The 26,910-nt window shown below is 62.5% G+C and carries 24 protein-coding genes and 1 pseudogene; 14 read left to right on the top strand and 11 right to left on the bottom strand.

Annotated features, from left to right (window positions below):
• Positions 1–44: 44 nt before the first annotated feature.
• From ABIE33_RS27470 to ABIE33_RS27525, 12 genes are all read left to right on the top strand, one after another.
• Positions 45–260, top strand: coding sequence for a hypothetical protein (locus tag ABIE33_RS27470; RefSeq protein WP_429130955.1), 216 nt, complete (start codon positions 45–47; stop codon positions 258–260).
• Positions 254–583, top strand: a complete 330-nt coding sequence (locus ABIE33_RS27475) for a DUF6522 family protein (protein ID WP_429130956.1) — start codon at positions 254–256, stop codon at positions 581–583. The genes ABIE33_RS27470 and ABIE33_RS27475 overlap by 7 nt, the downstream gene beginning before the upstream one ends.
• A 325-nt stretch (positions 584–908) precedes the next feature.
• Positions 909–1,616, top strand: coding sequence for an iron-sulfur cluster repair di-iron protein (ric, locus tag ABIE33_RS27480; protein WP_429130958.1), 708 nt, complete (start codon positions 909–911; stop codon positions 1,614–1,616).
• A gap of 501 nt (positions 1,617–2,117) precedes the next feature.
• Positions 2,118–4,274 carry a 4Fe-4S binding protein gene (locus ABIE33_RS27485; RefSeq protein ID WP_429130959.1) on the top strand — a complete coding sequence of 719 codons (2,157 nt, stop codon included), beginning with the start codon at positions 2,118–2,120 and terminating at the stop codon, positions 4,272–4,274.
• 33 nt (positions 4,275–4,307) lie between these two features.
• Complete coding sequence (gene nosZ / locus ABIE33_RS27490) at positions 4,308–6,239, top strand: TAT-dependent nitrous-oxide reductase (protein WP_429130961.1); 1,932 nt, start codon at positions 4,308–4,310, stop codon at positions 6,237–6,239.
• A 3-nt stretch (positions 6,240–6,242) separates the two neighbouring features.
• A complete protein-coding gene (locus tag ABIE33_RS27495; protein ID WP_429130962.1) occupies positions 6,243–7,571 on the top strand; it encodes a nitrous oxide reductase family maturation protein NosD in 1,329 nt (442 codons plus the stop codon).
• On the top strand, positions 7,537–8,436 hold the full coding sequence (locus tag ABIE33_RS27500) for an ABC transporter ATP-binding protein (RefSeq protein ID WP_429130964.1): 900 nt from the start codon (positions 7,537–7,539) through the stop codon (positions 8,434–8,436). Before ABIE33_RS27495 ends, ABIE33_RS27500 begins: the two co-directional genes overlap by 35 nt.
• Positions 8,433–9,254: an ABC transporter permease gene (locus ABIE33_RS27505; RefSeq protein WP_429130966.1), complete on the top strand. Its 822-nt coding sequence runs from the start codon at positions 8,433–8,435 to the stop codon at positions 9,252–9,254. The genes ABIE33_RS27500 and ABIE33_RS27505 overlap by 4 nt, the downstream gene beginning before the upstream one ends.
• Entirely contained in the window at positions 9,251–9,832 is a 582-nt protein-coding gene (locus ABIE33_RS27510) for a nitrous oxide reductase accessory protein NosL (RefSeq protein ID WP_429130967.1), read from the top strand. Before ABIE33_RS27505 ends, ABIE33_RS27510 begins: the two co-directional genes overlap by 4 nt.
• A gap of 5 nt (positions 9,833–9,837) precedes the next feature.
• A complete protein-coding gene (locus tag ABIE33_RS27515) occupies positions 9,838–10,761 on the top strand; it encodes an FAD:protein FMN transferase (RefSeq protein ID WP_429130969.1) in 924 nt (307 codons plus the stop codon).
• A gap of 246 nt (positions 10,762–11,007) precedes the next feature.
• Positions 11,008–11,157 (top strand): hypothetical protein, encoded by a 150-nt coding sequence (locus tag ABIE33_RS27520; RefSeq protein WP_429130970.1) that lies wholly within the window; start codon positions 11,008–11,010, stop codon positions 11,155–11,157.
• 82 nt (positions 11,158–11,239) lie between these two features.
• On the top strand, positions 11,240–13,357 hold the full coding sequence (locus ABIE33_RS27525) for a carboxy terminal-processing peptidase (RefSeq protein ID WP_429130971.1): 2,118 nt from the start codon (positions 11,240–11,242) through the stop codon (positions 13,355–13,357).
• 562 nt (positions 13,358–13,919) lie between these two features.
• On the opposite strand, the gene pcaF is transcribed toward ABIE33_RS27525, so the two are convergent.
• The 11 genes and pseudogenes from pcaF to ABIE33_RS27580 all read right to left on the bottom strand — a co-directional run bounded on the left by pcaF (position 13,920) and on the right by ABIE33_RS27580 (position 24,920).
• Complete coding sequence (gene pcaF / locus ABIE33_RS27530) at positions 13,920–15,122, bottom strand: 3-oxoadipyl-CoA thiolase (protein ID WP_429130973.1); 1,203 nt, start codon at positions 15,120–15,122, stop codon at positions 13,920–13,922.
• Positions 15,115–17,097, bottom strand: a complete 1,983-nt coding sequence (locus ABIE33_RS27535) for a 3-hydroxyacyl-CoA dehydrogenase NAD-binding domain-containing protein (RefSeq protein ID WP_429130975.1) — start codon at positions 17,095–17,097, stop codon at positions 15,115–15,117. Before ABIE33_RS27535 ends, pcaF begins: the two co-directional genes overlap by 8 nt.
• An 11-nt stretch (positions 17,098–17,108) precedes the next feature.
• A complete protein-coding gene (locus ABIE33_RS27540) occupies positions 17,109–17,504 on the bottom strand; it encodes a RidA family protein (RefSeq protein ID WP_429130976.1) in 396 nt (131 codons plus the stop codon).
• Positions 17,482–17,910, bottom strand: a complete 429-nt coding sequence (locus ABIE33_RS27545; protein ID WP_429130978.1) for an acyl-CoA thioesterase — start codon at positions 17,908–17,910, stop codon at positions 17,482–17,484. The genes ABIE33_RS27540 and ABIE33_RS27545 overlap by 23 nt, the downstream gene beginning before the upstream one ends.
• Before the next feature lie 51 nt (positions 17,911–17,961).
• A pseudogene (locus tag ABIE33_RS27550) lies at positions 17,962–18,099 on the bottom strand (acyl-CoA dehydrogenase); the annotation flags it as partial.
• Positions 18,100–18,157: 58 nt separating this feature from the next.
• Complete coding sequence (locus ABIE33_RS27555) at positions 18,158–19,354, bottom strand: acyl-CoA dehydrogenase family protein (RefSeq protein ID WP_429130979.1); 1,197 nt, start codon at positions 19,352–19,354, stop codon at positions 18,158–18,160.
• 2 nt (positions 19,355–19,356) lie between these two features.
• On the bottom strand, positions 19,357–20,199 hold the full coding sequence (locus ABIE33_RS27560) for an enoyl-CoA hydratase family protein (RefSeq protein WP_429130980.1): 843 nt from the start codon (positions 20,197–20,199) through the stop codon (positions 19,357–19,359).
• A 2-nt stretch (positions 20,200–20,201) separates the two neighbouring features.
• On the bottom strand, positions 20,202–20,978 hold the full coding sequence (locus ABIE33_RS27565) for an SDR family NAD(P)-dependent oxidoreductase (protein WP_429130981.1): 777 nt from the start codon (positions 20,976–20,978) through the stop codon (positions 20,202–20,204).
• A complete protein-coding gene (locus ABIE33_RS27570; protein ID WP_429130982.1) occupies positions 20,975–23,296 on the bottom strand; it encodes a bifunctional salicylyl-CoA 5-hydroxylase/oxidoreductase in 2,322 nt (773 codons plus the stop codon). The genes ABIE33_RS27565 and ABIE33_RS27570 overlap by 4 nt, the downstream gene beginning before the upstream one ends.
• Positions 23,297–23,517: 221 nt before the next feature.
• Positions 23,518–24,039, bottom strand: a complete 522-nt coding sequence (locus ABIE33_RS27575; protein WP_429131090.1) for a MarR family winged helix-turn-helix transcriptional regulator — start codon at positions 24,037–24,039, stop codon at positions 23,518–23,520.
• A gap of 107 nt (positions 24,040–24,146) precedes the next feature.
• On the bottom strand, positions 24,147–24,920 hold the full coding sequence (locus tag ABIE33_RS27580) for a GntR family transcriptional regulator (protein ID WP_429130983.1): 774 nt from the start codon (positions 24,918–24,920) through the stop codon (positions 24,147–24,149).
• A gap of 159 nt (positions 24,921–25,079) precedes the next feature.
• On the opposite strand from ABIE33_RS27580, the gene ABIE33_RS27585 reads away from it, so the two are divergent.
• Together ABIE33_RS27585 and ABIE33_RS27590 are read left to right on the top strand one after the other, a co-directional pair.
• Positions 25,080–26,060, top strand: a complete 981-nt coding sequence (locus tag ABIE33_RS27585; RefSeq protein WP_429130984.1) for an ABC transporter substrate-binding protein — start codon at positions 25,080–25,082, stop codon at positions 26,058–26,060.
• 67 nt (positions 26,061–26,127) lie between these two features.
• Entirely contained in the window at positions 26,128–26,907 is a 780-nt protein-coding gene (locus tag ABIE33_RS27590) for an ABC transporter ATP-binding protein (RefSeq protein ID WP_429130985.1), read from the top strand.
• The last annotated feature ends 3 nt before the right edge of the window (positions 26,908–26,910 follow it).

The following is a 26,910-nucleotide window of genomic DNA, read 5'->3' on the forward strand; positions in this document are numbered from 1 at the left end:
GAGCGTCAGTCTGCAGGACGATCGAGCACAGCGGAGGGGGCAAAATGATCGAGATGGAAGAGATGGATCAGACGTTATGCGATTGCACGATTGAGGTCGCCGAACTGTTTGCCAGCATGCCGGCCGTTGGCGTCGATGCTGGATCTTTGCTCGATCATCTTGCGCTTCGCCTCGAGATATCGCGCGATCGTCTGCAGCGACCTGGCATACCGCGGAGCGCGGTAAAAGACGCATCGTCGGAAAGAGCAGTTCAATGCTGACATTGACAAACCGGCGAATTCTGCGCGTCGAGCGCGATACCGGTGGGGATTTTTCCGTGCCGGCGGCAACGATGTCATCGGCGTTGCGTCTGCCGCCGACGGAGCTGAGGAGCCGCCTCAGCCGCGGAGAAGTCAAGAGCCAGGTTGAGATCGGTCAGGGGGAGCACCTTGGAACATTCAGGCTGACGCTGCGATGCGGCGGTCGCCTCTGGACGGGGACCGTGTCTGCCGATGGCACCGTGATCGACGAAGTCTTCTCGTTTGATCGCGAGCGCCTGGCCAACTGGCGCCGCCGTCACCTAAGTGCCGGCCAGGGTTTCTGACTATCGTTCAGATCGTCATCGCTGTCGTTGCGTCCGCGAATCCCTGCTCGAACGATATCTCGACCCGTCAGAACGGGAGGGAGAGGTTCGGCTGCACCGACGCGCGCGCAGGGCTCGGCAGCAGCGGCGATCCCATCTCTTAGATGCCTTCGTGCCTGAGTAGGGGGAAATGCGGCAATGGTGCGGCCTCTCCATTGAAGTTGCGTTTCGACAAAGAACGATCAGACAAAGTACCTCAGCTTCTCGCTCGATCACAGGGTCATGAATCGGTCCCGCCTCAACATCTCTTGCGGATCGTGACCTCTCAGGCATCAAGGAGAGCACATTGACTGAATATAACTTGGACACCGCGGTCGGAGTGATCGCATGCGAACTTCCGGGCGGAGCCGAACTTTTCCGGCAGCAAGGTATCAGCTTTTGCTGTGGCGGCGACGTGTCGCTTGCGGATGCGGCAGCAGATGCCGGCATAGAAGCGGATGATCTTCTTGCTCGTCTTCAGGCGCTCGAGCTTGCAGCAAGGCGCGACGCCCCGGATGGCACCAGCGAGCTTATCACACACATTCTTGAGCGATATCACCAGACGCACCGCAACGATTTGGAATGGCTGATCCCGCTTTCCCAAAAGGTAGAGCACGTTCACGGCTCGCATAGCTCCGCGCCCCTGGGCCTTGCAGAGGCACTGGTCGATCTTAAGGATCACCTTCTCCCCCACATGGCTCGGGAAGAGCTCGCTCTCTTTCCGATGATGCGCCACGAGCCGGATCCGGATATCGAACACTTGATCGCCAGCATGCGAGACGATCACACGGGCGAAGGCCGAAGCCTCGCCGCGATCGAGCATCTGACGCATGGCTTTACACTTCCGGGCGACGCCTGTCGGTCCTGGACGGCTCTTTACATCGGTCTTCGAAAATTATGCGACGATCTGGTCACGCATATGCATCTGGAAAACGAGATTCTGTTTCCTCGTTTCTCCAGGAGTGAAGCATCTGCCAGCGTCGCCGCGCCACCGACCGCGCGTTCGGTTGAGTGAGGCTTCCAACAGATCTGTCCAGCAGTTTCGCTTTTGCCCAACTCGACGAGGCGGGGCTTAAGGAATGTTCGCGCACACAATCCGGCCGGCGCCTGATCTCGGAAACGCTTGTACTGTTCCAAGGCGGCGCCGTTGCCGTCGTGACCTTATCAGTCATGGCGGCGGTCAATTTCCTGTTCCACAAGCTGAGCCCAATTCGTCGCACCCCGCCTGATTGCTATGGCGGGACGTACCGCCTGCTATTCTCTCGCAACCATTGGGGGAGTGGAGGGACAGGCCATAAGCCGGCACAACCCGCTTCGAAAGCACATCTTCTCGCGCCGGCCATGGGGAAAGCGACGCAAATCCCCTTCAAGTCCGCCTGGCAACCGCTGCGCGCACGAAATTTTGCGCCGACCTCAGACTTCGGTCGACCAAGCAGCGCTTATTTGAGCCAGATCAACGACCGCTCTGCGCCAACGTTCCAATGCTCCGACAACGATTTGCGGGAAACGCCTTGGAATGAAACTCTTCCGTCTTGTCCTTCTGCTCTGCGCCAGCCTGTGCGTCGCGGTATCCGCCAGCGCGGCTGCGGTGTTGCAGGAGTATCTGCCCGCTGCCACAGCTTCGGATCTTGTGCCGGGAGCGGACGGTTTCGGTGCCGTGCGCGACGATCTGGCGGTTGCCCCCGTTCTGAAGGGCGGGCAGACGGTGGCCTGGGTCTTTATCACCTCGGATTTCGTCGGAACGACCGGCTATTCCGGCAAGCCGATCCATGCCCTCGTGGCGGTGGACAAGGATGCGAAGATCCTTGGCGTCCGCTTGGTGAAACACTCGGAACCCATCGTCCTCATCGGCATTCCGGATGCCAAGGTAAAGGCGCTGGTTGCCGGTTACGCCGGTCTCGACCTCGTCGCCGAGGCGAAATCCGGCGGCACGGCGCATGAGGTGGATATCATCTCGGGCGCGACCGTGACCGTCATGGTGATCGACGATTCGATCGTCCGCTCGGGGCTTAAGGTTGCGCGTGCGCACGGCCTTGGCGGACTGGCGCCGGAAACGGACAATGCCGGCCCGCGTTTTATGATCGATCCCGCAGCCGCCTCGCCGGCCGACTGGGCCGAGGCAGAGGGTGACGGCACGCTGCGCCGGCTGGCACTTGATGTGGCGCAGGTCAATACGGCTTTCGCCGGGCATCCAGACGAGCGCGCGCGCGACCGCGCGATCGCGCAAGCTCCGGAAAGCACGTTTATCGAGATGCAGGCGGCGCTGGTCTCGGTCCCCTCCATCGGCAAGGCCGTTCTCGGGTCGGCCGAGGAGGCCAACCTCCAGGGCTGGCTGGGCGAGGGCGAGCACGCGGTCGCCTTGATGGGGCGCGGGCTCTATTCCTTCAAGGGCTCAGGCTATGTGCGCGGCGGCATCTTCGATCGCATCGTGCTGATTCAGGACGATGTTTCCGTTCGCTTTCGTGATCGCGACCATCGTCGCCTCGGAGCCATCGCGCTTGCCGGCGCGCCGGAATTCAACGAGATGGACCTGTTCCGCATTCCCGCCGGCCTCGGCTTCGATCCGGCAAAGCCCTTCCGCATCCAGCTTCTGGCGCAGCGTGAGGTCGGGCCAATCGAGAAGGTCTTCCACACATTCGATCTCGGCTACCAGTTGCCGCAGAAATACCTGCGCGCCGCTGCGCCGCCGGCAAAGGACGTTGCCGCTGTCGTTGACCGTGGCGAGGGGGCGGCGCAGGCCGACCTGTGGAAACGCATCTGGAACGACTCGAAGCTGAAGATTGTCGTGCTGGGCGCCATGCTTGTGGTGCTGACGGGGGTGTTCTTCTTCCAGACCTATGTGGTCAGGAGCGCCAAGGCCTTCTACATCTTCCGCATGGGCTTCCTGGCGGTAACGCTGGTCTTCCTCGGCTGGTACGCCAACGCACAACTTTCGGTCGTCAACCTGATGGCGCTGTTCGGGAGTTTCGTCAACGGCTTCAGCTGGCAGGCTTTCCTGCTGGACCCGCTCACCTTCATCCTGTGGTTTGCCGTGGCTGCAGCGCTGCTCTTCTGGGGACGGGGGGCCTATTGCGGCTGGCTTTGCCCTTTCGGTGCCCTGCAGGAACTGACCAACCAGATTGCGCGCAAACTGCGTATCCCGCAATGGACGCTTCCCTGGGGCCTGCATGAGCGGCTCTGGCCGATCAAATACATGATCTTCCTCGGCCTCTTCGGCGTCTCGCTGATCAGCGTCGAGCAGGCCGAACACCTGGCCGAGATCGAGCCGTTCAAGACCGCGATCATCCTGAAATTCATCCGCGCCTGGCCGTTCGTGGCCTATGCCGCAGCACTACTCGTCGCCGGGCTCTTCGTCGAACGGTTCTACTGCCGTTACCTCTGCCCACTGGGAGCGGCGCTGGCCATCCCCGCGCGCATGCGAATGTTCGACTGGCTCAAACGCTACCATGAATGCGGAAACCCCTGCCAGAGCTGCGCCAACCAATGTCCGGTGCAAGCGATCCATCGGACCGGCGAGATCAATCCAAACGAGTGCATCAACTGCCTGCACTGCCAGGTGCTCTATCAGTCCGAAATCGTCTGCCCCGTCGTGATCAAGAAGTTGAAGTCGCGGGCGAAGCTGGCGGCAAGCCCGGGGGGTGCCCCGATCCACCAACCCGCCGCCAAAGTTTAATCGAAGCCAAGGTTCAAACAAAAAAGGAACCCGATGATGGAATCAAAGGAAAACAAGGGACTAAGCCGCCGAGCACTTTTCAGCGCCACGGCAGGCAGCGCCATCCTGGCCGGCACGATGGGGCCGACCGCGCTGGGCCTCGGAGCTGCAGGGCTGGCTACCCCGGCCCGTGCCGCTGCCGGATCAGACGGCTCGGTCGCACCCGGCAAGCTGGACGACTATTATGGCTTCTGGTCCTCGGGTCAGACCGGCGAGATGCGCATTCTCGGCATCCCCTCGATGCGTGAACTGATGCGGGTTCCGGTGTTCAATCGTTGCTCGGCCACCGGCTGGGGTCAGACCAATGAATCGATCCACATCCACCAGCGCACGATGACGGAGAAGACGAAAAAGCAGCTTGCCGCCAACGGCAAGAAGATTCACGACAACGGCGACCTGCACCACGTCCATATGTCTTTCACCGACGGCAAATATGACGGCCGCTACCTGTTCATGAACGATAAGGCCAATACGCGCGTGGCGCGCGTGCGCTGCGACGTGATGAAGACCGACGCCATCCTGGAGATACCCAACGCCAAGGGCATCCATGGCATGCGTCCGCAGAAATGGCCGCGTTCGAACTACGTGTTCTGCAACGGCGAGGACGAAGCGCCGCTCGTCAATGACGGCTCGACCATGAAGGACGTATCGACCTATGTGAACATCTTCACCGCCGTCGACGCTGACAAATGGGACGTGGCCTGGCAGGTGAAGGTATCGGGCAACCTCGACAATTGCGATGCAGACTATGAGGGCAAGTGGGCGTTCTCGACCAGCTACAACTCGGAAATGGGCATGTCGCTGGAGGAGATGACCAAATCCGAGATGGACCATGTCGTCGTCTTCAACCTCGCTGAGATCGAGAAGGCCATTGCGGCTGGGCAGTACGAGGAGATCAACGGCGTCAAGGTGGTGGACGGGCGCAAGGAGGCCAAATCCCTTTTCACGCGCTACATCCCAATCGCCAACAATCCGCACGGCTGCAACATGGCGCCGGACAAGAAGCACCTGTGCGTCGCCGGCAAGCTTTCGCCTACCGTCACCGTGCTGGATGTGACGAAATTCGATGCCCTGTTCTACGAGAATGCCGAGCCGCGCAGCGCCGTGGTGGCGGAACCGGAACTTGGCCTCGGCCCGTTGCACACCGCTTTTGACGGGCGCGGCAACGCCTATACCTCGCTCTTCCTCGACAGCCAGGTGGTGAAGTGGAACATCGAGGAGGCCATCCGCGCCTATGCCGGCGAAAAGATCAACCCGATCAAGGACAAACTCGACGTTCAGTACCAGCCCGGCCACCTGAAGACGGTGATGGGCGAGACGCTGGACGCCTCCAATGACTGGCTGGTGTGCCTTTGCAAGTTCTCGAAGGACCGCTTCCTGAATGTCGGTCCGCTGAAGCCCGAAAACGATCAGTTGATCGACATTTCCGGTGACAAGATGGTGCTGGTGCATGACGGCCCGAACTTCGCCGAACCGCATGACGCGATCGCCGTCGCCCCCTCGATCCTGCCGAACATCCGTTCGGTCTGGGAACGGAAGGACCCGCTATGGGCCGAAACGCGCAAGCAGGCCGAGGCCGATGAGGTCAACATCGACGAATGGACCGATGCCGTGATCCGCGACGGCAATAAGGTTCGCGTCTACCTGACTTCGGTCGCGCCCAGCTTCAGCCAGGAAAGCTTTACGGTGAAGGAGGGTGACGAGGTCACGATCATCGTCACCAATCTCGACGAGATCGACGACCTCACTCACGGTTTCACCATGGGCAATCACGGCGTGGCGATGGAGGTCGGGCCGCAGCAGACGAGCTCTGTCACCTTCGTCGCGGCCAATCCCGGCGTCTACTGGTACTATTGCCAGTGGTTCTGCCATGCCCTGCACATGGAAATGCGCGGCCGCATGTTCGTGGAACCGAAGGGCGCCTGATCGATGCGCCTGCCCGTCTTCCTGATCGGACTTCTTGTCGCCTTGCCGCTCGCGGCGGCGGAGCGTGCGGTCGTGCCGGGTACGGGCAGTCTCGCTGCCGCCATCGCCGGCGCTAAATCCGGCGATGTGCTCACACTGACCGACGGGGCCTATGCCGGCCCCGTCACCATCGACCGGCCACTCACCATCATTGGCCCACGCGAGGCGATCGTGGATGGGCTCGGGCAGGGCAGCGTGGTGACGATCACCGCGCCGGACGTGACCTTGACAGGGTTCACCGTCACCGGCTCGGGCCGCGTGAACCAGGACCTCGATTCAGGTGTGAAAATCCTCGAGGGCGCTGACCGTACCCGCATCAAAAAACTGCTCGTCATCGACAACATGCACGGCATAGACGTGCACGGCGGTCGCAACGCCACTGTCACGGCGAACGACATCGTCGGCACCCGCAGTCCCCGCATGAACGAGCGCGGCAACGGCATCTATGTCTGGAACAGCCCCGGCACGCTGCTGGAGGGCAATGTCATCCGCTACGGTCGCGACGGCATCTTTTCCAATGCCAGCGCCGACAGTGTCTATCGCGGCAACACCATGCGCGACCTGCGTTTCGCCGTGCACTTCATGTACACCCGCAACACCGAGGTCTCCGGCAATGTCTCGGTGGGAAATCATCTCGGCTTCGCTATCATGTTCTCCAACCGGGCAAAGATCCTGAACAATCTCAGTCTCGGCGACCGCGAGCACGGGTTGATGCTGAACTATGCCAACAATGCCGATGTCACCGGCAATCTGGTGCGCGGCGGCACGAAGAAATGCCTCTTCATCTACAATGCCCACAAGAATCTGATCTGGAACAACCGGTTCGAGGGCTGCGGCATCGGCATCCATTTCACCGCCGGCTCGGAGAAGAACGTGCTGACCGGCAATGCCTTCATCGCCAACCGCGAGCAGGTGAAATATGTCGGCACCCACAACATGGAGTGGAGCCATGAGGGCCGGGGCAATTTCTGGTCCGACCATCCGGCCTTCGACCTCAACGGCGACGGCATCGCCGACAGCTTTTATCGACCCAACGACCTGATGGACCAGATCCTCTGGTCGCAGCCGGCGGCGAGCCTGCTCATAGGCTCGCCCGCCGTGCAGATCGTGCGCTGGAGCCAGCGGGACTTTCCCGCCACGCTGCCCGGAGGTGTGCGCGACGGCGCGCCGCTGATGCGGCCCCTGACCATCCCTGTTCCGTTCGAAATCCTTGCCTATGAGGCAGAGGCCACCGGGCGTTGGACTGAAGGAAATTATGATGACACCGACCCTGACAATCTCTCGGCTCACTAAGCGCTTCCAATCGGTGGAAGCGCTGAAGTCTGCCTCCCTGACGCTGGAGCCGGGAAGGCGCGCGGCGCTGCTCGGCCATAATGGCGCGGGCAAGTCGACGATGATGAAAATCGTGCTTGGCCTCATCCCCTTCGACAGTGGCGAAGTCTCAGTCTGCGGCACCGCGCCTGGTTCGCCCGCCGCGCGGGCGAAGGTGGCGTATTTGCCGGAAAATGTCGCCTTCCATCCAGCCCTGACCGGGGAGGAGCAGCTTCGCCACTATCTCGCACTGCGCGGCGAGAACCCGCGGCAGGCCATAGAGCTTCTTGCGCGGGTGGGCCTTGCCCATGCCGCGCGGCGGCGGATCGGCACCTATTCCAAGGGCATGCGCCAGCGTGTGGGGTTGGCCCAGACGCTGATCGGTCGCCCGCGCCTCCTGGTGCTGGATGAGCCGACCTCGGGCCTCGACCCGGTGTCGCGACGGGACTTCTACGACCTGCTCGACGGGCTAGCTGCAGAGGGAACAGCCATCCTGCTCTCCTCCCATGTACTGACCGAGGTGGAGGCACGCACCGACCGCATTCTCATTCTTTCCGGCGGGGAACTGGTGGCGGAAGGCACGCTTGCCGATCTACGGGCCTGCGCTGCGCTTCCGGTTGCCTTTTCCGTTCGCCCCGCGCCCGGCCAATCGGCGGCGCTGGCGGCGGCCCTTCCCGAAGGCGCGCAGGGCGAGGATGGTCTCTTGCGCCTTTGCTGCTCGCAGCCGGAAAAACTGCCGCTCCTTGCTCGCATCGCAGCGCTCGGGAACGCCGTAGTCGATCTCGACGTGATCCCGCCCAGCCTCGAGGATGTTTACAGTCATTTCAGCCGGAGGGACGGGCAATGAACCGCATCCTCGCCACCGCTGTGTGCGAATTCCGCATCGCTTTCCGCAATCGTTGGGTCTCTATCGCCACCGGCATGATGGTGCTGTTCGCTCTGGTGCTTGCCGCCGCCGGCTCAGCCCCGACTGGTGATGTCGGCGTCGACCGGCTCTCCGTGACGGTCGCCTCGCTCACCTCGCTTGCGGTCTATCTCGTTCCACTGCTGGCATTGCTGATGAGTTTTGACGCGGTGGCTGGCGAGGTGGAGCGCGGCACGTTGCCGCTTCTGCTCACTTATCCCGTCTCGCGCCTGCAGATCCTGCTGGGTAAACTGCTGGCGCATCTGGCGATCCTCGGTCTTGCAGTGACGCTCGGATATGGTGCGGCGGCGCTGGTGGCCGTCTGGTCCGATCCGGAAGCAATCAAGGGGCTCGGCGCGCTATGGCGGCTGATCTGGTCTTCGGTCCTGCTCGGCGCGACCTTTGTCGGCGCGGGCTATGCTCTCTCCGCGCTGGCGCGGCGGCCGTCCGGGGCCGCGGGGCTGGCCATAGCCCTCTGGCTGGTGGCGGTGGTCCTCTACGACCTCGCCCTCCTGGCGCTTATCGTCACAGATGGAGGCGGAGCCTTCACCACGCAGGCGTTGCCTGTCGCTCTGCTCGCCAATCCGGCCGACGCCTTTCGCGTCTTCAATCTCTCGGCGGCGCAAGCCGTGGCTGCCGCCGGCGGCATAGGCGGGGCGGCGGGCGCGATCCCGCTCTGGCAATCGGCCGCTTCGCTTTTCCTCTGGCCGCTGGCCGCCATCGCTCTTGCTGTCGCCGCCTTCCGAAAGGTGACCCCATGACGAACCGATTTCGCTTCGTGATGATCGCCACCGCGCTGGCGCTGCTTTCCGCCTGCAAGGAGGACGTCGCCCAAAGCATCGCGCCGCTGGATATGACGCCCGAGACCCTCGGCCATTACTGCCAGATGAACCTTCTGGAGCATCCCGGCCCCAAGGCGCAGATTTTCCTTGAAGGAAGCTCTGCGCCGCTGTTCTTCAGTCAGGTGCGCGATGTCATCGCTTACGCTCGCGGGCCAGAGCAGATTGCGCCGATCCTCGCCATCTATGTCAATGACATGGGGGCTGCAGGGGCGACATGGGACCAGCCTGGTGACAGCAACTGGATTGCAGCCGACAAGGCTTTCTATGTCGTTGGCTCGGCCCGGCGGGGTGGGATGGGTGCCCCCGAAACTGTGCCCTTTTCCAGCCGGGAGGGGGCTGCGGCCTTCGCCCTTGCGCAGGGCGGCCGTGTGCTGACGCTCGCCGATATTACCGACGCCATGGTTCTGACCCCGGTGGAAACCGGCGCGGACCAAAGAAATGACGACGATGATTATCTCGGCCGTCTGCGCGCTCTGCCCCATCCAGCCGGAGGTTGACCCCCATGATGCTCACTCGACGCCGCCTGATCGCCATTTCCGCCGCTCTGGCCGCTCTGCCCGCCACCGCGGCTACCCATACGGGCACTGCCCGCCTGTGGGCAGGGCAGGCGCTTGGCGCACGCGCCTCGATCCGGCTTGACCATCCAAATGCCGAGGCCATCGCCGTCCGCGTCATGGCCGAGGTCGACCGCCTGGAAAACATTCTCAGTCTCTACCGTTCGGAGAGCGCGCTTTTGCGGCTGAACCGCGATGGTCATCTTGATGCCCCGCCCTTCGAGCTGCTGGAATGTTTGTCGCTGGCCGGTGCCGTCCATCGGGCGAGCGGCGGCCGGTTCGATCCGACCGTACAGCCGCTCTGGAGGCTCTGGGCCGAATCCGCAGCAAGCGGCGGGCGGCCCGATCCGACGGCAGTCGCTCGAGCGCGGGCCAATACCGGCTGGGACAAGGTGAAGTTCGAAGCAGCAGCGATCACCCTGCACCCAGGCATGGCGCTGACGCTGAATGGGATCGGCCAAGGTTATGTCGCTGACCGGGTCGCCGTGCTTCTGAATGCTGAGGGCCTGACCGACATCCTGATCGATACCGGCGAGCTCCGTGCGCTCGGCGGACGGCCGGAGGGCGGCGAATGGCCGGTGCGGTTGGAAACGGGCGAGCGTCTGGCGTTGCGCCAGCGTGCGCTCGCCACCTCCGCTCCTCTGGGCACAACCTTCGATCAGGCCGGAAGAGACGGTCATATCCTCGATCCTGCGACCGGGATGCCTGCTCCAGCAAACTGGCACGCGATTTCGGTCTCGGCCCATTCCGCCGCCATAGCCGACGCGCTGGCAACAGCCGCCTGCCTGATGCCAGATGCAGGATCGATCCTCACTATGGTCGGGCGTTTTGAGGGTGCGCGCCTGGAAGGGTTGTCTGCCGCTGAAGAGTGAACCTTCTTGACGTATCGCTTATGAGCGGAGGACGGACATTGAAATGGTAATGAAACGACACCAGGCAGAAGGGAACGTCACGAAGCTCCGTCAGGTTGGCGTGCTGCAGGGGTGAGCAAACAGATAGCGTAAGCAGTCCGAACATCGCGTGGTAGAGTTACATCTTATTTCCCTCCGCACCGCTGTGTCAGGATCCTGGTCGAGCCGCGCGAACTGGCTCTGGCAGCGGCGCTGCCGGCGCCTGGTATGCTCAAGGCGGTCATCGATATCGTTGAACGCGTCAACGAGTATTGGTGGGGTCTTCCGGAACGGGCTGTCGTCCCGAAAGTGTTTGAGCGGATCGGCGAGCATCTGAAGGTGATGACGCCGACACTCGGCACTTGCGTCCGCGCATGATCCACGCGGTTGCCAAAAAGCCATAATTGCTTCACCTAGATCGCGCATCGACACTCGGCATTACGAATTGGATCAACGCTGAATGCGCATATCACATGTCTTCCTTGTTGCATTTCTTGCAATCGTACAGTCCGCATATGCTGAAGTCGCCTCACCGCCTGTCTTGGAGCCGCTTAAGCAACAGGCACAAGCCGCCCAGTTGAGTGCAAAATTCCTTACGCGTTTCAGCTACACGCCCGTTCCGCTCGACGACGCCTTGTCGGCAAGGATCATGGATCGATTCATCGAATCGCTCGATCCGGATCGCATGCTCTTCCTGCAGGCGGACATCGACAGCTTCATGTCTGACCGCAGCGAGATCGACGACGCCGTCGAACGGGAGGACTTACAGATCCCGTTTGTGATCTTCAACGTATATGGAAAGCGCGTTGTCGACCGCATGAACTATGCGCGCAACTTGCTGAAGCAGGACTTCGATTTCGGTGCGCAGGAAACCTATTCCGTGCTGCGCGATAAAGCGCCCTGGCCACAGTCGGAAGCCGAGAGCGATGAGCTGTGGCGCAAGCGCGTAAAGAGCGACTGGTTGCGGTTGAAACTGGGCGGCAAGGCCGACGCGGCTATTCGCGAAACGCTCTCCAAACGATACGCAAACGCTCTCGAGCGCGCTTACAAGTATAAAAGCGATGACGTTTTCCAGTCGTTCATGAACGCCTATACGACGTCGGTCGATCCGCACACGGACTACTTCGGCGCGAACGCTTCGGACGCTTTCAATATCGCTATGAAGCTTTCGCTGGTTGGTATCGGTGCGGTGCTGCAGGAACGCGACGACTACACGACGATCCGTGAGCTTGTGCCTGGGGGGCCGGCGCAGTTGTCCGGCAAGCTCTCGGTCGGAGACCGCATTACCGGCGTTGGTCAAGGCAAGGATGGGGCGATAAAAGAAGTGGTTGGCACGCGGCTTGATGAAGTCGTGCAAATGATACGAGGAAAAAAAGGGTCCGTCGTTCGCTTGGACATCCTGCCGGCGGATGCCGGAGCCGATGGCACCCATCGGGTTATCAGCCTGGTGCGCGATAAAATCAGCCTCGAAAAGCAGGCTGCCCAGAAAGCTGTGCTGTCTGTGAAAGTGGGCGAAGCCAGACGCAAGATCGGTGTGATTACTCTACCGGCTTTCTACGAGGATTTTGAAGCCCGGCGCAAGGGAGAGAAGGACTACAGAAGTGCCAGTCGCGATGTCGCAAAGCTTCTCGGCGAACTGAAGCAGGAGAAGGTCGACAGCGTTCTCATTGACCTGCGCAACAATGGCGGCGGTTCACTGGACGAGGCGATTGATTTGACCGGCCTGTTCATCGGCACCGGCCCGGTCGTTCAGCAACGCGATAGCGACGGCCAGGTCGCAATAAGAAGCGCAGATTTTCCAGCGCCTGTCTGGACAGGCCCCGTCGGCGTCCTCATCAATCGCGGATCGGCGTCGGCTTCGGAGATTTTTGCTGCGGCAATCCAGGATTACGGTCGGGGCGTGATCGTTGGCGAACCCAGTTTCGGTAAGGGCACCGTTCAAACCGTCGTGAATCTTGACGAGATGGTTCGCAACAGAAAACCCGAATTCGGTGAGCTGAAAGTGACGATTGCGCAGTTTTTCCGGATCAATGGCGGGACGACGCAGCTGCGCGGTGTTACGCCTGATATCAATTTGCCGGGACTATCCGATCCGACGAGCTTTGGCGAGACCAGTTATGACAATGCGCTGCCGTGGGCGCAAATCAAGCCTGCCCGCTATGCGCCGGCCGACACTTTGAAGGCGTTGCTGCCGACACTGCAAAGCCGCCATGATGCGCGGGTTGAGAGCAATCCGGATTTCCAAGGCCTGTTACAAGACATTGGGGACCTGAAAGCGCAGCGCGAAAAAGGGGTTGTCTCCCTCAATGAAGCCGAACGTCGCAGAGAATTGACCGCTCGAGAAAATCGCCTCAAATCTCGAGCACAAGTGAGCGATGGCGAAAATACCGGTGCAGATGACGGCCTGCGTGCAAACGAGCGTAGTCTGAGTGCTGATATTGCCATTGAGAATGCCCGCAAGAACGCAAAAGACGTCTTGCTGGACGAGGCCGCCGCCATTCTTGCCGATCAGGCGGACTTGCAGCAAGGCGTGCTAAAGGCGGCCACCAAACAATCGGGAAACACGGACGGAAAATAATCGCACCCGGCCGGCGCAACAAACTCGGCATGATGGGGCTGGGGTTCAGATCCCTTCACGGCGAGGGATTAAAAGCGTCGGCCACGGCGACTTTCGCAATGCCGACGAACATCTGCATTGGGGCAAACCGGTCGCTCGACCAACTCATTTTCCGAGGCCCGGTGGCCTTTGCGGATAATGGCAAGCGAGTGCGACAGCTTCAGCCGAACGCGAATTGACCAAACATCGTTCCGGATCAGCGCCCTTGAGAGCGCCGGAGCCTTCGGCGACACGCCTAATTAGCAGGGGATCTAACCAGCTTTCACCAGGTTGGCGCCGGGCCGTCCTAACGAGGTCGGACGGCCGCTTCTGGAGCGGGTCGTTGCATTGCCCTTCTTCTCCTCCCGCTCGCAAGGCTGGGAGGCCCATGCTTTCGGGAGCATGTCCGGCCATCTAGCGATTTGTCAGTGGCACACGCGTCGGATCTGATGTCCGGTGCCCGTGGGTGTTCGGGCCGATCGAGAATGATGTCCACCGGCGATCGGGCCGGACGTTGAAGGTGAATACTTCTACGAGGCGGGCGTCACGGTCGCGTCAGAAGCATCGAGATGCCCTGTCCGACGCCGATACACATGGTCGCAACCGCGCGCTTCGCGCCCTGAGCCTCAAGCTCCAACGCAGCCGTAAGCGCCAGGCGCGCGCCCGACATGCCAAGCGGATGGCCGAGTGCGATGGCGCCGCCATTGGGGTTGACGTGGGGCGCATCGTCGGCGAGCCCCAGTTGCCGCATGCAGGCGAGGGCCTGCGCCGCGAAGGCCTCGTTGAGCTCGACGATGTCGATGTCGCCGATGCCAAGGCCCAGACGTTCCAGGAGCTTTCGTGTTGAATTGACGGGGCCGATGCCCATGATGCGTGGCGCAACACCCGCCGTTGCCATTCCGTCGATCCGGGCGAGGGGCTCGAGGCCGTAGCGCTCGACGGCGCGGTCCGAGGCGAGGACGAGCGCGGCCGCCCCGTCGTTGACGCCGGACGCGTTGCCGGCGGTCACCGTGCCATTGGCGCGGAAGGGCGTCGGCAGGCTGGCGAGCTTCTCGATAGTCGTCTCGCGTGGGTGTTCATCCTGGTCGACGTATGTCGTATCGCCCTTTCGTCCCTTGATCGGATGGGGAGCGATTTCGCGGGCGAACCGCCCGTTCTTTTGCGCGGTCGCCGCGCGCGTCTGGCTGCGCAATGCAAAGGCGTCCTGATCTTCGCGTGAGATGGAAAACTCGGTCGCGACGTTTTCGGCCGTGTCGGGCATGGCGTCTATACCGTATCGCTCTTTCATCTGCGGGTTGACGAAGCGCCAGCCGATGGTCGTGTCGTGGATTTCGGTGCTACGCTGAAACGGGCTTTCGGACTTCGGCATGACGAAGGGCGCGCGTGACATGCTCTCGACGCCGCCGGCGACAACAATCTCCGCCTCGCCCAGCCGGATCGCGCGTGCGGCATAGCCGACGGCATCCAGGCCCGAACCGCAAAGCCTGTTGATCGTCGTCCCCGCCACCGTGTCCGGCAGCCCCGCAAGCAAGGCCGCCATGCGGGCAACGTTGCGATTGTCCTCTCCCGCCTGGTTGGCGCAACCGAAGACAACCTCGTCGACGGCTTCGGCCGGAACACTTGCAAAACGCGCCAACGCCTCGCGGATCGCGTGGGCGGCGAGATCGTCTGCCCGCACGCTCGACAGGGCGCCGCCATAGCGGCCGATCGGCGTGCGCACGCCGCCGATGAGATAGGCCTCACGCATGGGGCTGGTCCTTGGTTTGCTCTGCGGCGAACATCGGCCCGCCTCTGTGTGCCGGAAATCCGTAGCCGTTGATCATCACCAGATCGATATCGCCGGGACGCGCGGCGACGCCGTCGGCAAGCAGTGCCGTTCCTTCATCGACCATCGCCTTCAAAAGCCGGCTCATGATCTCAGAGGCGGTGAAACTGCGCGGCGTGATATTCTTGGCTGCCCGCGCCGCCTCGATCACTGCCGTCACTTCCGGATCAATGGTCCGCTCGCCCTCGGGATAGGCATACCAGCCGCGACCGGTCTTGCGGCCGAGGCGACCCGCCTCGCAAAGCCTGTCGGCGATTTCGACATAACGTGCGTCAGCATCCCGCGTCGCGGCCTGGCGCTTGCGGCGTGCCCAGGCGATCTCCAGCCCGGCCATGTCGTTGACGTCGAATATACCCATCGGAAAGCCATAGGCCTCGAGTGCGGCATCGATCTCTTGAGGGAGCGCCCCATCCTCCAGCATGAATTCCGCCTCGCGGCGATAGGCGGAGAAGATACGGTTGCCGATGAAACCTTCGGTGACGCCGCAGACCACGGGCAGCTTGCCGAGGCGTTTCACAAAAGCGAGGACACTGGCGAGGACCTCTGGCGAGGTCTTGGCGCAATCGACGACTTCTACAAGCCGCATGACATTGGCGGGCGAGAAGAAGTGTAGCCCGACCACGCGCGACGGATCGGCCGTGGCCGCAGCAATGGCATCGGGATCGAGGTAACTCGTATTGGTCGCAAGAATGGCATCGGGGGCGACGATGCCGTCGAGCCTGCGAAACAAATCTGTCTTGACCTTGAGATCGTCGAACACCGCTTCGATGACGAGGTCGGCCTTTGCGAGGTCCGCGGCCTCAGTGGTCGTCTGCAATCGAGCAAGGCAGTCGTCGCGTCCATCTGCGGTCAGCCGTCCGGAGCGCACTGATTTGTCGAGGGTCTCGGCGATGCGCGCCCTCCCGCCGGCTGCTGCTTCGGGAGTCTGCTCGAGTGCGATCACGCGGTGGCCGGAGGTCAAGGCGGAGACTGCGATGCCGGATCCCATGAGCCCGGTGCCGACGACGGCGACGGTCGCGATCTTGCGCAGCGCGGCTATGTCGAGCCCCTCGACCTTTCCCGCGGCGCGCTCGGCGAAGAAGACGTGCCGCAGGGCAGCGGACTCACTGGAATCGCGCAAACGCAGGAATGTGGCGCGTTCCTCGGCCAATCCTTGTCTGAGGTCAAGTTCGCCTGCTGCCTTGACGAGACGAACGGCCTCCGCGGGAGCGGACTGGCCGCGCGCCCTCGCCAGCACTTTCGCTTCCGCCGCACTGACCGCTGCCGGGTCCGTGGGTGGAACGCCAATCATACCGGTCCGACGCAGCGGCTTTTCGGCACATTCGTGCACGAGCGCGATGGCCGCGCCAACGGGATGGGTGGCGATGCCATCGGCAAGCCCAAGCGTCACAGCTTCGCCCGCCTTGACGGCACGCCCCGTACCGATGAGGTCGATAGCTGCGACCAAGCCAATCAAGCGTGGCAGACGCTGCGTCCCGCCGGCACCCGGAACGATCCCGAGTTTCACCTCGGGCAGCCCGAACGATGCCTTCTCGCCGGCGATACGGCCGTGGCAGGCGAGAGCCACCTCGCAGCCTCCGCCAAGGGCAGCGCCATTTACCGTAGCGACGATCGGCTTGTTGAAAGTCTCGATACGCTCGGTCACCTCGGGAAGCGTGGGCCCGACCGGCGGCTTGCCGAACTCCTTGATATCAGCTCCACCGATGAAGGTGCTGCCGGCGCCCGTGATGATGACGCCCGTTATCGCCGGGAGATTGGCAGCATGATCGAGTGCCGCCATCAAGCCGGACCGGACATGTGCGGAGAGGGCGTTGACGGGTGGGTTATCGATAGTGACAACGAAAGCACGGTCTTGAGCGCAAGCGGAAACGCTCTTGGAAAATTGGATGTCGGCCATATCGGCAAGCCTCAATCAGGGATGACGGCGGTGACCTGGATCTCGATCTTGGCGCGGTCTTCGACCAGCGAGACCACCTGCATCGCCGCCATGGCTGGGAAATGCCTGCCGATGATGTCGCGATAGGCCTGGCCGATGCCGCGGAGGTTGCCGACATATTCCTGCTTGTCGGTGAAGTACCATGTCATCGTGGTGATGTGCTGCGGCCCGGCGCCTCCGGCAGCGAGCACTGCGACGACATTCTTCAGCGTCTGGCGCACCTGCTCGACAAAATCGTCCGTTTCGAACTCGGATTGCTCGTTCCAGCCGATCTGGCCGCCGACGAAAACAGTGCGGCCCTTGGCAGCGACGCCGTTGGCGTAACCGATGGGCTTTGCCCAACCTTCAGGTTGCAGGATGGTGTGCATTGGTCGTCTCCAGATGTTGTGACAGCGCGGCGCGGATATCAGCCGGCCAGGCGAGTGAGGCGTGATTGTCGAGCGAGGTGGCAACGACGCGCTGTTTCGCGGTCCAGAGCACCATGTCCCGTGCAGAGACCGTATGCTCCATGTCGAGCGACGACCGGCCGATGCCATTGACCGTTAGCGCGAAATCAAGCTCGTCACCTTGAAAGCCCGGCCGAACGAAGGTGAGGTCGAGGCGCACCGTCGGTATGCCGATCCGCCGCTCGTCGTTCATCGCCTTCCAGGCAAAGCCGAGCGACCCAAAGAAGTCTTCCGTCACCCCGACGAGGATGTTGAGGTAGGACGGGAAGTAGGCGATCCCTGATGGGTCGCAGTCTCCGAACCGCAGCGGTCTCTTGGTCCTGTACATTTGCGTCGGACCTCAGTTCGCGAAAACGGCGATGCCGGGAATGGCACGGCTGAGCATGTCGCGCGCGGTTCTGGCGATTTCCAGCGCCTTGCCACAGGAGTTGCGCTCAAGGGTCGAGGTCAGTTCGACCGGCGGGTTGCCTTCGTCCTTCATCCGCCCAAGGCGCAGGCAACCCAGCGCATCCAGGTTGAATGGGTCCTGCCAGCCGAACGACGCCCTTGAACCATGCATATTCGACACCCTCTCGTTATCGTCCCGCGCCCTTCATCAGCTCACGGCCGATGATGAGCTTTTGAACCTCGGTCGCGCCCTCGTAGATGCGCAATGCGCGGATCTCGCGATAGAGCCGCTCGGTGATCTCGCCGACGCGCACGCCGCGACCGCCGAAGAGCTGCAGCGCCTGGTCGATGACCCATTGCGCATTCTCGGTCGCCGTCATCTTGGCCATGGCCGCTTCCCGCGTGGTCGGCCGCTTCTGCACGTCGCGCTGCCATGCCGTGCGGCAGGTCAGAAGGGCTGCGGCGTCGATTGCCGTTGCCATCTCGCCGAGCGTGCTTTGCGCCGTCGGCAGGTCGGCAAGCGTGGCGCCGAACATCTTGCGGTTTTTCGCATGCGCCACTGCCTCGTCGAGCGCACGGCGGGCAAAGCCGATCGCGGCCGCAGCGACAGACGGGCGGAAAATGTCGAGCGTGCGCATGGCGATCTTGAAGCCTTCGCCGGGGCTTCCGAGAAGATGTGATGCCGGGATACGGCAATTGTCGAAACGAAGCCGGGCGAGCGGATGCGGCGCGATTGTCTCGATGCGCTCAGTGATCGCGAAGCCCGGTGTGTCGGCGAACACCACGAAGGAGGAGATGCCGCGTGTGCCGGGCGCTTCGCCGGTGCGGGCAAAGACCGTGTAGACGTCGGCGATGCCGCCGTTCGAAATCCAGGTCTTCTCGCCATCGAGCACGAAGTGCTCTCCGTCACGCCGGGCAGCACAGGCCAATGCCGCGACATCCGATCCCGCATCGGGCTCGGAAAGTGCAAAGGCGGAGATCCACTCGCCGCGGGCGACCTTGGGCAGAACGGCCTGCTTCAGCGCCTGCGAGCCGGCAAGGCTGATCGCTCCGGTGCCAAGCCCCTGCATGGCGAAGGCAAAGTCGGCAAGGCCGTCGGTGTAGGCAAGTGTCTCGCGGATAAGGCAGAGCGATCGGCTGTCGATCACTTCGCTGGCGCCGCCGAACGCCTTCGGCACGCAATGGCGAAGCACGCCGGCGGCGCCGAGCGCGCTAACCAGATGCCGGCAAGCGGCATCGACATCTGCGTGATCGATCTCGCCGAGACCGCCACGGGCGACGAACGCGTCCAACTCCGTCGCAAGGGCGCGGTGGCTCCCCTCGAAGAACGGCCAGTCGAGATGATCGCGGGTCGGCTGACCTGGACTCGTCGCAGGGGAGCTCATCCTCAGTTTCCCTTGAACTCGGGCTTCGCCTTGGCGGCAAAGGCCTCAAAGGCACGGCGGAAATCGCCGGTCGCCATGCAGATTGCCTGGGCCTGCGCTTCGGACTCGATCAACTGGTCGATGCCCATCGCCCATTCCTGATCGAGCATCTTTTTGGTCATCGCATGGGCGAACCATGGGCCATCAGCGATATTGCGTGCGAATTTCTGCGCCTCGGTCAGCAGCGACGGGCGCTCGTGCAGTGCATTGTAGAAGCCCCAGGCATGTCCCTCGGTCGCTGTCATGACCCGGCCGGTAAAGAGAAGCTCGGCGGCGCGGCCCTGGCCGATGATGCGGGGAAGAATGCCGCAGGCGCCCATGTCTGCTCCCGCGAGCCCGACGCGGGTGAAGAGAAAGGCGGTTTTCGTTTCCGGCGTCGCCACACGGAAATCGGAGGCCATCGCCAGGATCGCGCCAGCCCCGGCGCAGATGCCGTCGACGGCTGATATGACCGGCTGGGGGCAGGCGCGGATCTGGCGCACCAGTTCGCCGGTCATCCGGGTGAAATCGATGAGGTCGGGCATCGGCATGCGCGTCAGCGGCTCGATGATCTCAAAGACGTCACCGCCGGAGGAGAAGTTGTCACCGGCGCCGGTCAGCACCACGGCGCGCACGTCGCTGGCGCGGCCGAGTGCCCGGAAAAGATCACAAAGCTCCTCGTAGCTTTCGAAGGTGAGCGGGTTCTTCTTTTCCGGACGGTTGAGCGTGATCGTGGCGACCCGGCCGTCGGCATCCGTTTCGAACAGGAATTGCTTGGCCTTGTGATCCCTGAAGGGGCGCTTCTTGGCCTGCATCGGGTTTGTCATCTCTATCCTCCGAGAACTTCGCCACCGGCGACTGCGATGGCCTGGCCGGTGATCGCGGTCGCCTTCTCCGACACGAGCCAGGAGACGGTGTCGGCAACCTCGTCAGGCGTCACCAGGCGCCCTTGCGGATTGGCCCGCGCCAGGCTTGCACGCGCTTCCTCGCGCGAGCGGCCGGTCTTCTCACGGATCGTATCGAGGGCGCCGTCGATCAGCGGCGTGTCCGTGAAACCAGGGCAGACGGCATTGATCGTGACGTCGGTGCGCGCAAGCTCGAGTGCCAGCGCCCGCGTCAGGCCGATGACGCCGTGCTTCGATGCGCAATAGGCCGAAACATAGGAATAGCCGGTGAGGCCCGCCGTGCTCGCGACGTTGACGATCCGGCCGTTTCCGGCACGGCGCACGGAGGCAAGTGCTGCCTGTGTCACCAGAAAGACCCCGGTCAGGTTGATCGTGAGCACCCGTTGCCAGAGTGAGAGATCGGTTTTCTCGAACGGCGCCGAAGGGGCCTCGCCGGCGCAGTTGACGAGAACGGCTATCTCTCCACTCGTCGCAATCGCAGCCGAGATGCCTTGCTCGACCGCTGCCGGGTCGGTCACATCGAACCCAGGGTGGACATGGGCTTCGCCGCCTGATGACAGAATTTCCTGTCGCACGGCTTCGAGCGGCGCTGCGCGGCGCCCGGCAAGGCTGACGATATGGCCATTGGCTGCGAGCGCGATCGCGATCGCCTTGCCGATGCCGCTTCCAGCACCTGTGACGAGAGCGTGCCTGCGGTTCATGGCTTGCCTGCCGTCGTTGCTGCGCGCGCCAGGTTGTTCACATATTGCGCGCGGGCGGAGTGATACTGCTTCGGCCAGGGCTGGCCGTCATAACCGATTTTCGCTGCCTCGTGCATGACGAAGGACGGATCCGCCAGATGCGGGCGGGCAATTGCGCAGAGATCGGCACGGCCGGCAGCGATGATGGAATTTGCGTGATCCGCTTCGGAAATCGCCCCGACGGCGATGGTCGCAACCTGGATTTCGTTGCGGATCTTGTCGGAAAAGGGTGTCTGGAACAGCCGGCCGTAGACAGGCTGTTCTTCCTTGACCACCTGGCCGGAGGAGCAGTCGATCATGTCGGCGCCAGCTTCCTTGAACAGGCGGGCGAAGACTGCCGCGTCTTCCGGCGTGTTGCCGCCCTCGTGCCAGTCGTGCGTCGACAGACGCACCGACATCGGTCTGTCCTCGGGCCAAACCTTGCGAACTGCGTGGAACACTTCGAGCGGGAAGCGGGCGCGAGCGGCGTGGTCGCCGCCATAGTCGTCCGTGCGAAGGTTGGTGAGCGGTGACAGGAAGCTCGACAGCAGGTAGCCGTGCGCCACGTGCAGTTCGAGGATGTCGAAGCCGAGGTCGCGGGCCCGTTCGGTCGCCTGCACGAAGTCGGCAACGACGCGGTCCATATCGCTCCTCGTCATTTCGCGCGGCGTATCCGAATGCCTGAGGTAGGGCAGGGCCGACGCCGAAATGAGCGGCCAGGCGCCTTCGCTCATGGGCTGGTCGATCCCCTCCCAGGCCAGTTTGGTCGCTCCCTTGCGTCCGGCGTGGCCGAGCTGGATCCCGATCTTGGCGGGGGTCTGCTGGTGCACGAAGTCGACGATGCGCTTGAAAGCTTGGGTCTGCTCGTCGTTCCACAGACCCAGGCATCCCGGGGTGATGCGGGCGTCGGCCGATACACAGGTCATTTCCGGGAAGACGAGAGCGGCACCTCCCATGGCGCGCGCGCCCAGATGCACCAGATGAAAATCGTTCGGTACGCCATCCGTCGCCGAATACATCGCCATCGGTGAAACCACGATGCGGTTCCTGAGCGTCAGGCCGCGGAGCTTGAACGGCGTGAACATCGGCGGCGGGACGGCCCCGTTTGCCGCAGGCGCAACACCAGCGCGTTCGGCGAACCAGCGTTCGAAGCCTTCGAGCCAGTCCTTGTCGCGCAGGCGAAGGTTTTCGTGGCTGATGCGCTGCGAGCGGGTCAGCATCGAATACATGAACTGCTCGGGCTCCAGCGTATCGGCATAGCGCGTGCCGACGACCTCGAACCACTCCATTGCATTGCGGGCCGCATTCTGGATGCGGGCGACATCGACCCGGCGTATCTCTTCGTAGGCCGAAAGCACGTCGGGGATGTTGGCCTTGTCGTGGCCGAGCGTATCGAACTGGCGGGTGAGCTCGATGGCGTCGTCGATCGCAAGCTTGGTGCCCGAACCGATGGCGAAATGCGCGGTGTGGGCGCTGTCGCCCATCAGCACGACGTGGCTATTGCCGTTGAAATGGCTCCACTTCTCGCAGATCAGCCGGCCGAAGTTCAACCAGGCCGAACCGCGCATATGGCGCGCATTGGTCATCAGCTTGTGACCATCGAGCGTCTCGGCAAACAGCTTTTCGCAGAACGCGATCGACTGCTGCTGGTCCATCTGGTCGAGGCCATGGGCTCGGAAAACATCATCCGTGGTCTCGACGATGAAGGTCGAGGTATCTTCGTCGAAACGATAGATATGCGCCTGGAACCAGCCGTGTTCGGTGCGTTGGAAGTCGAAGGTGAAGGCGTCGAAGCGCTTGTCGGTGCCGAGCCAGATATAGCGGTTAGGACGTACGACCATATCCGGCTGGAAGATATCGGCGTATCTGTTTCGGATTCTGGAGTTGACCCCGTCGGAGGCGATGATGAGGTCAGCATCGGCAAATTGCTCGTCGCTTTCCACGTCCTGCTCGAACACGAGTTCGACACCGAGCGCGAGGCAACGATCCTGGAGGATGTTGAGCATCTTCTTGCGACCGATGCCGACGAAGCCGTGACCCGTCGTCCTGATCTTGCGGCCCTTGAAGACCAGCTCGATATCGTCCCAATGATTGAAGGCGATCTCGATCGCCTCAGCCGTCTCCGGATCCCACTGGCGCATCGACTGCATCGTCGCGTCCGAGAAGACCACCCCCCAGCCGAACGTGTCGAAGGCGCGGTTCCGCTCGACGACCGTTACGTGGTGTTCCGGGTGCTGGCGCTTCATGAGCAGCGCAAAATAAAGGCCGGCTGGCCCGCCACCGATACAGACGATCCGCATGTCGTTCTCCTCCCGAGCTCCGGCCGCGCGCGTCGCTGCCGAGATGTCGTTGGCCGTCATCCCGAACTGCTGGAGGCAGGTTGGACTCGTTCAGAAGAAATTTCAAGCTTAAAATTGTTTGGCGCGAATGCCTTCCCCAAGCGTGGATGTGCCGCACGGGTCGATGGCGGCGGGCCGTTTCTCAGGCGTTTAAAAAAATGGCAGGCGAAGCGGGAAGCGTCTCAGGTGCTTCTTGCCAGCGCGGAGATAACGGAGCGCTTGAGCTTGGCGAGTTCATCCATCAGCACGCCGCCTTCTTTGGGCGAAACGCCCGCGAACAGTTCGGAGATCCAGTCCGCATGCGTTGCTGCCATCTTCTCGAACTCGGTGCGGCCGAAGGGTGTCAGCGCGATGACCTGCACGCGCCGATCCGTCGGCAAGGTGGTGCGGCTGATGTGGCCGCTCTCGGTGAGGCGCTCCACCAGAACCGTTATGTTGCCCGGTGAGACCATCATGCGTTTGGAAACTTCACCAAGCACCATACCATCAGGCGCGCGCTCGAGTTGCGCCATCAGGTCGAAACGCGGCAGGGTCGAGTCGAATTCCTCCCGGAGCCGACGACGGATCTCGCTCTCGACCAGCGTCGAACAGGTCAGCAAGCGCAGCCATAGCCTGAGCTCGGCGCGGTGATCGCCCGGAGCCTCGAGCGCCTTGGTCTCGCCATCCACCCATTCCGCCGAAGTGTCGAACTTGTCTTCACCCATCATAGCAAACGTCCGCTTCTCATCCTGCGCCCACACATCGGTGGGCACTTGCCCGTCCCTTTGCTTTTAGAGACGTTTTCGGCTCTTGGACAGGCTGTCACGCGCTGTCATTTGAGCGCATGCCGCGGCAATGATTGACGCCCGGCCGGCGAGGAGCGGCGGCCATCCTCGGACTGGACATAGACATTGACCGTAAAGCCGATGTGGTCGGCCATGAGCTGTCGGGCGCGTTCGACGTTGCGGTCGAGTGCTGCCTCCATCAGTTCGGTATGATGTTCGATCGCCATGGCGTCCTGCAAGGCGGCGACCGCTTCTTCGTAGCCCTCGCTCATGCCTGCCGCCGCCCTCAATGTCGGGGCGAGACTGAGGAAGCGATGGTGGCGGCGAAGCTGGTCGGAAATCGTCCCCTGAAAACGGGAAAGCCAGCTCGAGCTTGCCGCGCCGATCAAGGCAGCGTGGAAGGCGGCGTGCTTCTCGTCCCACTCGTCGATCTCGCTTTCGGAGAGGTTTTCGACGGCAAGCTTGCAGCGCGACAGCCGGTAGTGTGCCGTGACGACGGCGGACTCCCATGCGCTGTCGCCCTTTTCGATCGACTCGATGAGCAGCGGTATTTCGACGACCGAGCGTGCTCGGGTGAGGTCGTCGAGCTCCTCGCGTGAAACCGGTGCAACGGCGAAGCCGCGGTTGCTGATCGCCGTGACCAGCCCTTCGGCTTCCAGTCGCGACAAGGCCTCCCTGAGAGGCGTCCAGCCGATCCCGTAACTTTCGCGTAAATCACTCAGCTTCATCGGCGCACCCGGCTTGAGCCGTGTCGCCAGGATGTCGCGGCGCAGCAACCGGTAGGCCGATTCTGTTTTGGTCGACTGTTCGTGGTCTTGCATCAAGTTCCCTTAACGCCCGCATCGGATCGACACATATATATAGTTCTAGAGCTTCGTTGAAAATATATATATTTGTTTGACAAGAAGTCTGACCGTCTCCATCATCCACGCACGCCGCCGAGGAGGGCGGTAACGCTCGTCAGATTCTGGGAGGGATGTATGAGCAAGAGGACTTGGCTTTCGGGGTTGGTTGTCGCCGGCGCGCTGGCATGGGGAGCGGGAACGGCCGCTGCTGATCCGATCCGTATTGGCATCGCCAATTTCGGCGAACATCCGCAATTGAGCGCATCGATCGCCGGCTTCAAGAAGGCGCTGGCTGAAAACGGCTTCGTGGAGGGCACCGATGTCGTCTACACGGAAAGCCACACGAACTTCGACGCCTCGCTCGTGCCGCAGATGATTGCCAAGCTGCAGGCAGAACAGCCGAAACTGATCTATACGATCACCACGCCTGTCTCGCAGATAGCCAAGAAAGCGCTCGCCGGATCCGGGATCCCGGTCGTCTTTTCCGCCGTCACCGATCCGGTGGCCGCAAAGCTGGTTCCGTCCTGGGAAGCGGGAGATGACGGCATGACCGGCGCGACCGACCTTCAGGATGTGGCCGCGGTGATGGCCTTTACCCGCAAGCTCCTGCCGGAAGCCAAGCGTTTCGGCGTGCCCTACAATCCGGGGGAGGCAAATGACACGGCGCTGCTTGACAAGATCAAGGAGGCCGCACCGGCTGCCGGATTCGAGGTCGTGGCCGTCGGCGTCGACAACGTCAACGACATCCAGCAGCGTATCGCCTCCTTCGCCGGCAAGGCCGACGTGATTTACACCCCCGCATCCAATCTGCTCCAGCCGGCGATCGGCGCCGTCTCGGCGGCTGCACGTCAAGCGCAGATCCCGATCGTCAATTCCGACGACGGTGCTGTGCGCGACGGCGTCGTGCCGGCAAGCTTTGCCGTCAACTACGAGCAGGTCGGCATGAATGCCGGCAAGATCGCAGCCGAAATTCTTGGGGGCAAGGACCCGAAGACGATCGCGCCGTCGCGTCCGAGCTATGAAGACCATGCCCCTTTGGTCTCGAAAAAGGCAATGGCCGCCTTTGGCATCGAGGCGCCGGCATCGCTCGCCGACTGCGGCTGCGTAGTCGACTGATCTTCGGTTTGATCATCTAAGTGACGGCGTCGGAACGCCGTCACGTCATGGGATTGGGGGGGAGCCAATGCTGGAAATCAGATCGGCCCGCAAGGTTTTCTATAAGGGTCAGGCAGACGAAAAAGTCGCGCTCGACGGCCTCAGCCTGCGCCTTACAACGGGCGAATTCGGCGTGGTCATCGGCTCGAACGGTGCCGGCAAGAGCAGCATGCTCAACGCCGTCTCTGGCGCACTCGTGCTCGACTCCGGCCAGATCGTCATCAATGGCGACGACGTGACGGCGATGCCCGTCCACAAGCGCGCCATGCGGCTTGCGCGCGTATTCCAGGACCCGATGCGCGGCACCGCCGCAAGCATGACGGTGGCCGAAAACATGCTGCTTGCCGACCTGCGCAGCAACAGGCGCACCCTGCGCCGCGGCCTCAACGCGACGCGGCTCGCGTCCTACAAAGAGCGGCTGTCTCTGCTTGGGCTCGGCCTGGAAAACCGTCTCGACACCCGGGTGGAATTGCTGTCGGGGGGCCAGCGGCAATCCCTGTCGTTGATCATGGCGGTCGGCGGTTCGCCGGAACTGCTGCTGCTTGACGAACACACCGCGGCCCTCGACCCCCGCACTGCCGATATCGTCATGCAGGCGACGATCCGAGCGGTCGAAGCCTTGAAGCTGACCACGCTGATGGTCACGCACAACATGCAGCACGCCGTGGATTTCGGCCACAAGGTCGTCATGCTCGATGCCGGGCGCGTTCGCCTTGAGATCGGCGGCAAGGATAAGGCCCAGACGACGGTGCCGGACCTGATCGGCCATTTCTCCGTCAAAACCGACCGCATGTTCCTGGCGAGCTGACGA

The organism is Ensifer sp. 4252 (assembly GCF_050434565.1).
Taxonomy (GTDB): domain Bacteria; phylum Pseudomonadota; class Alphaproteobacteria; order Rhizobiales; family Rhizobiaceae; genus Ensifer.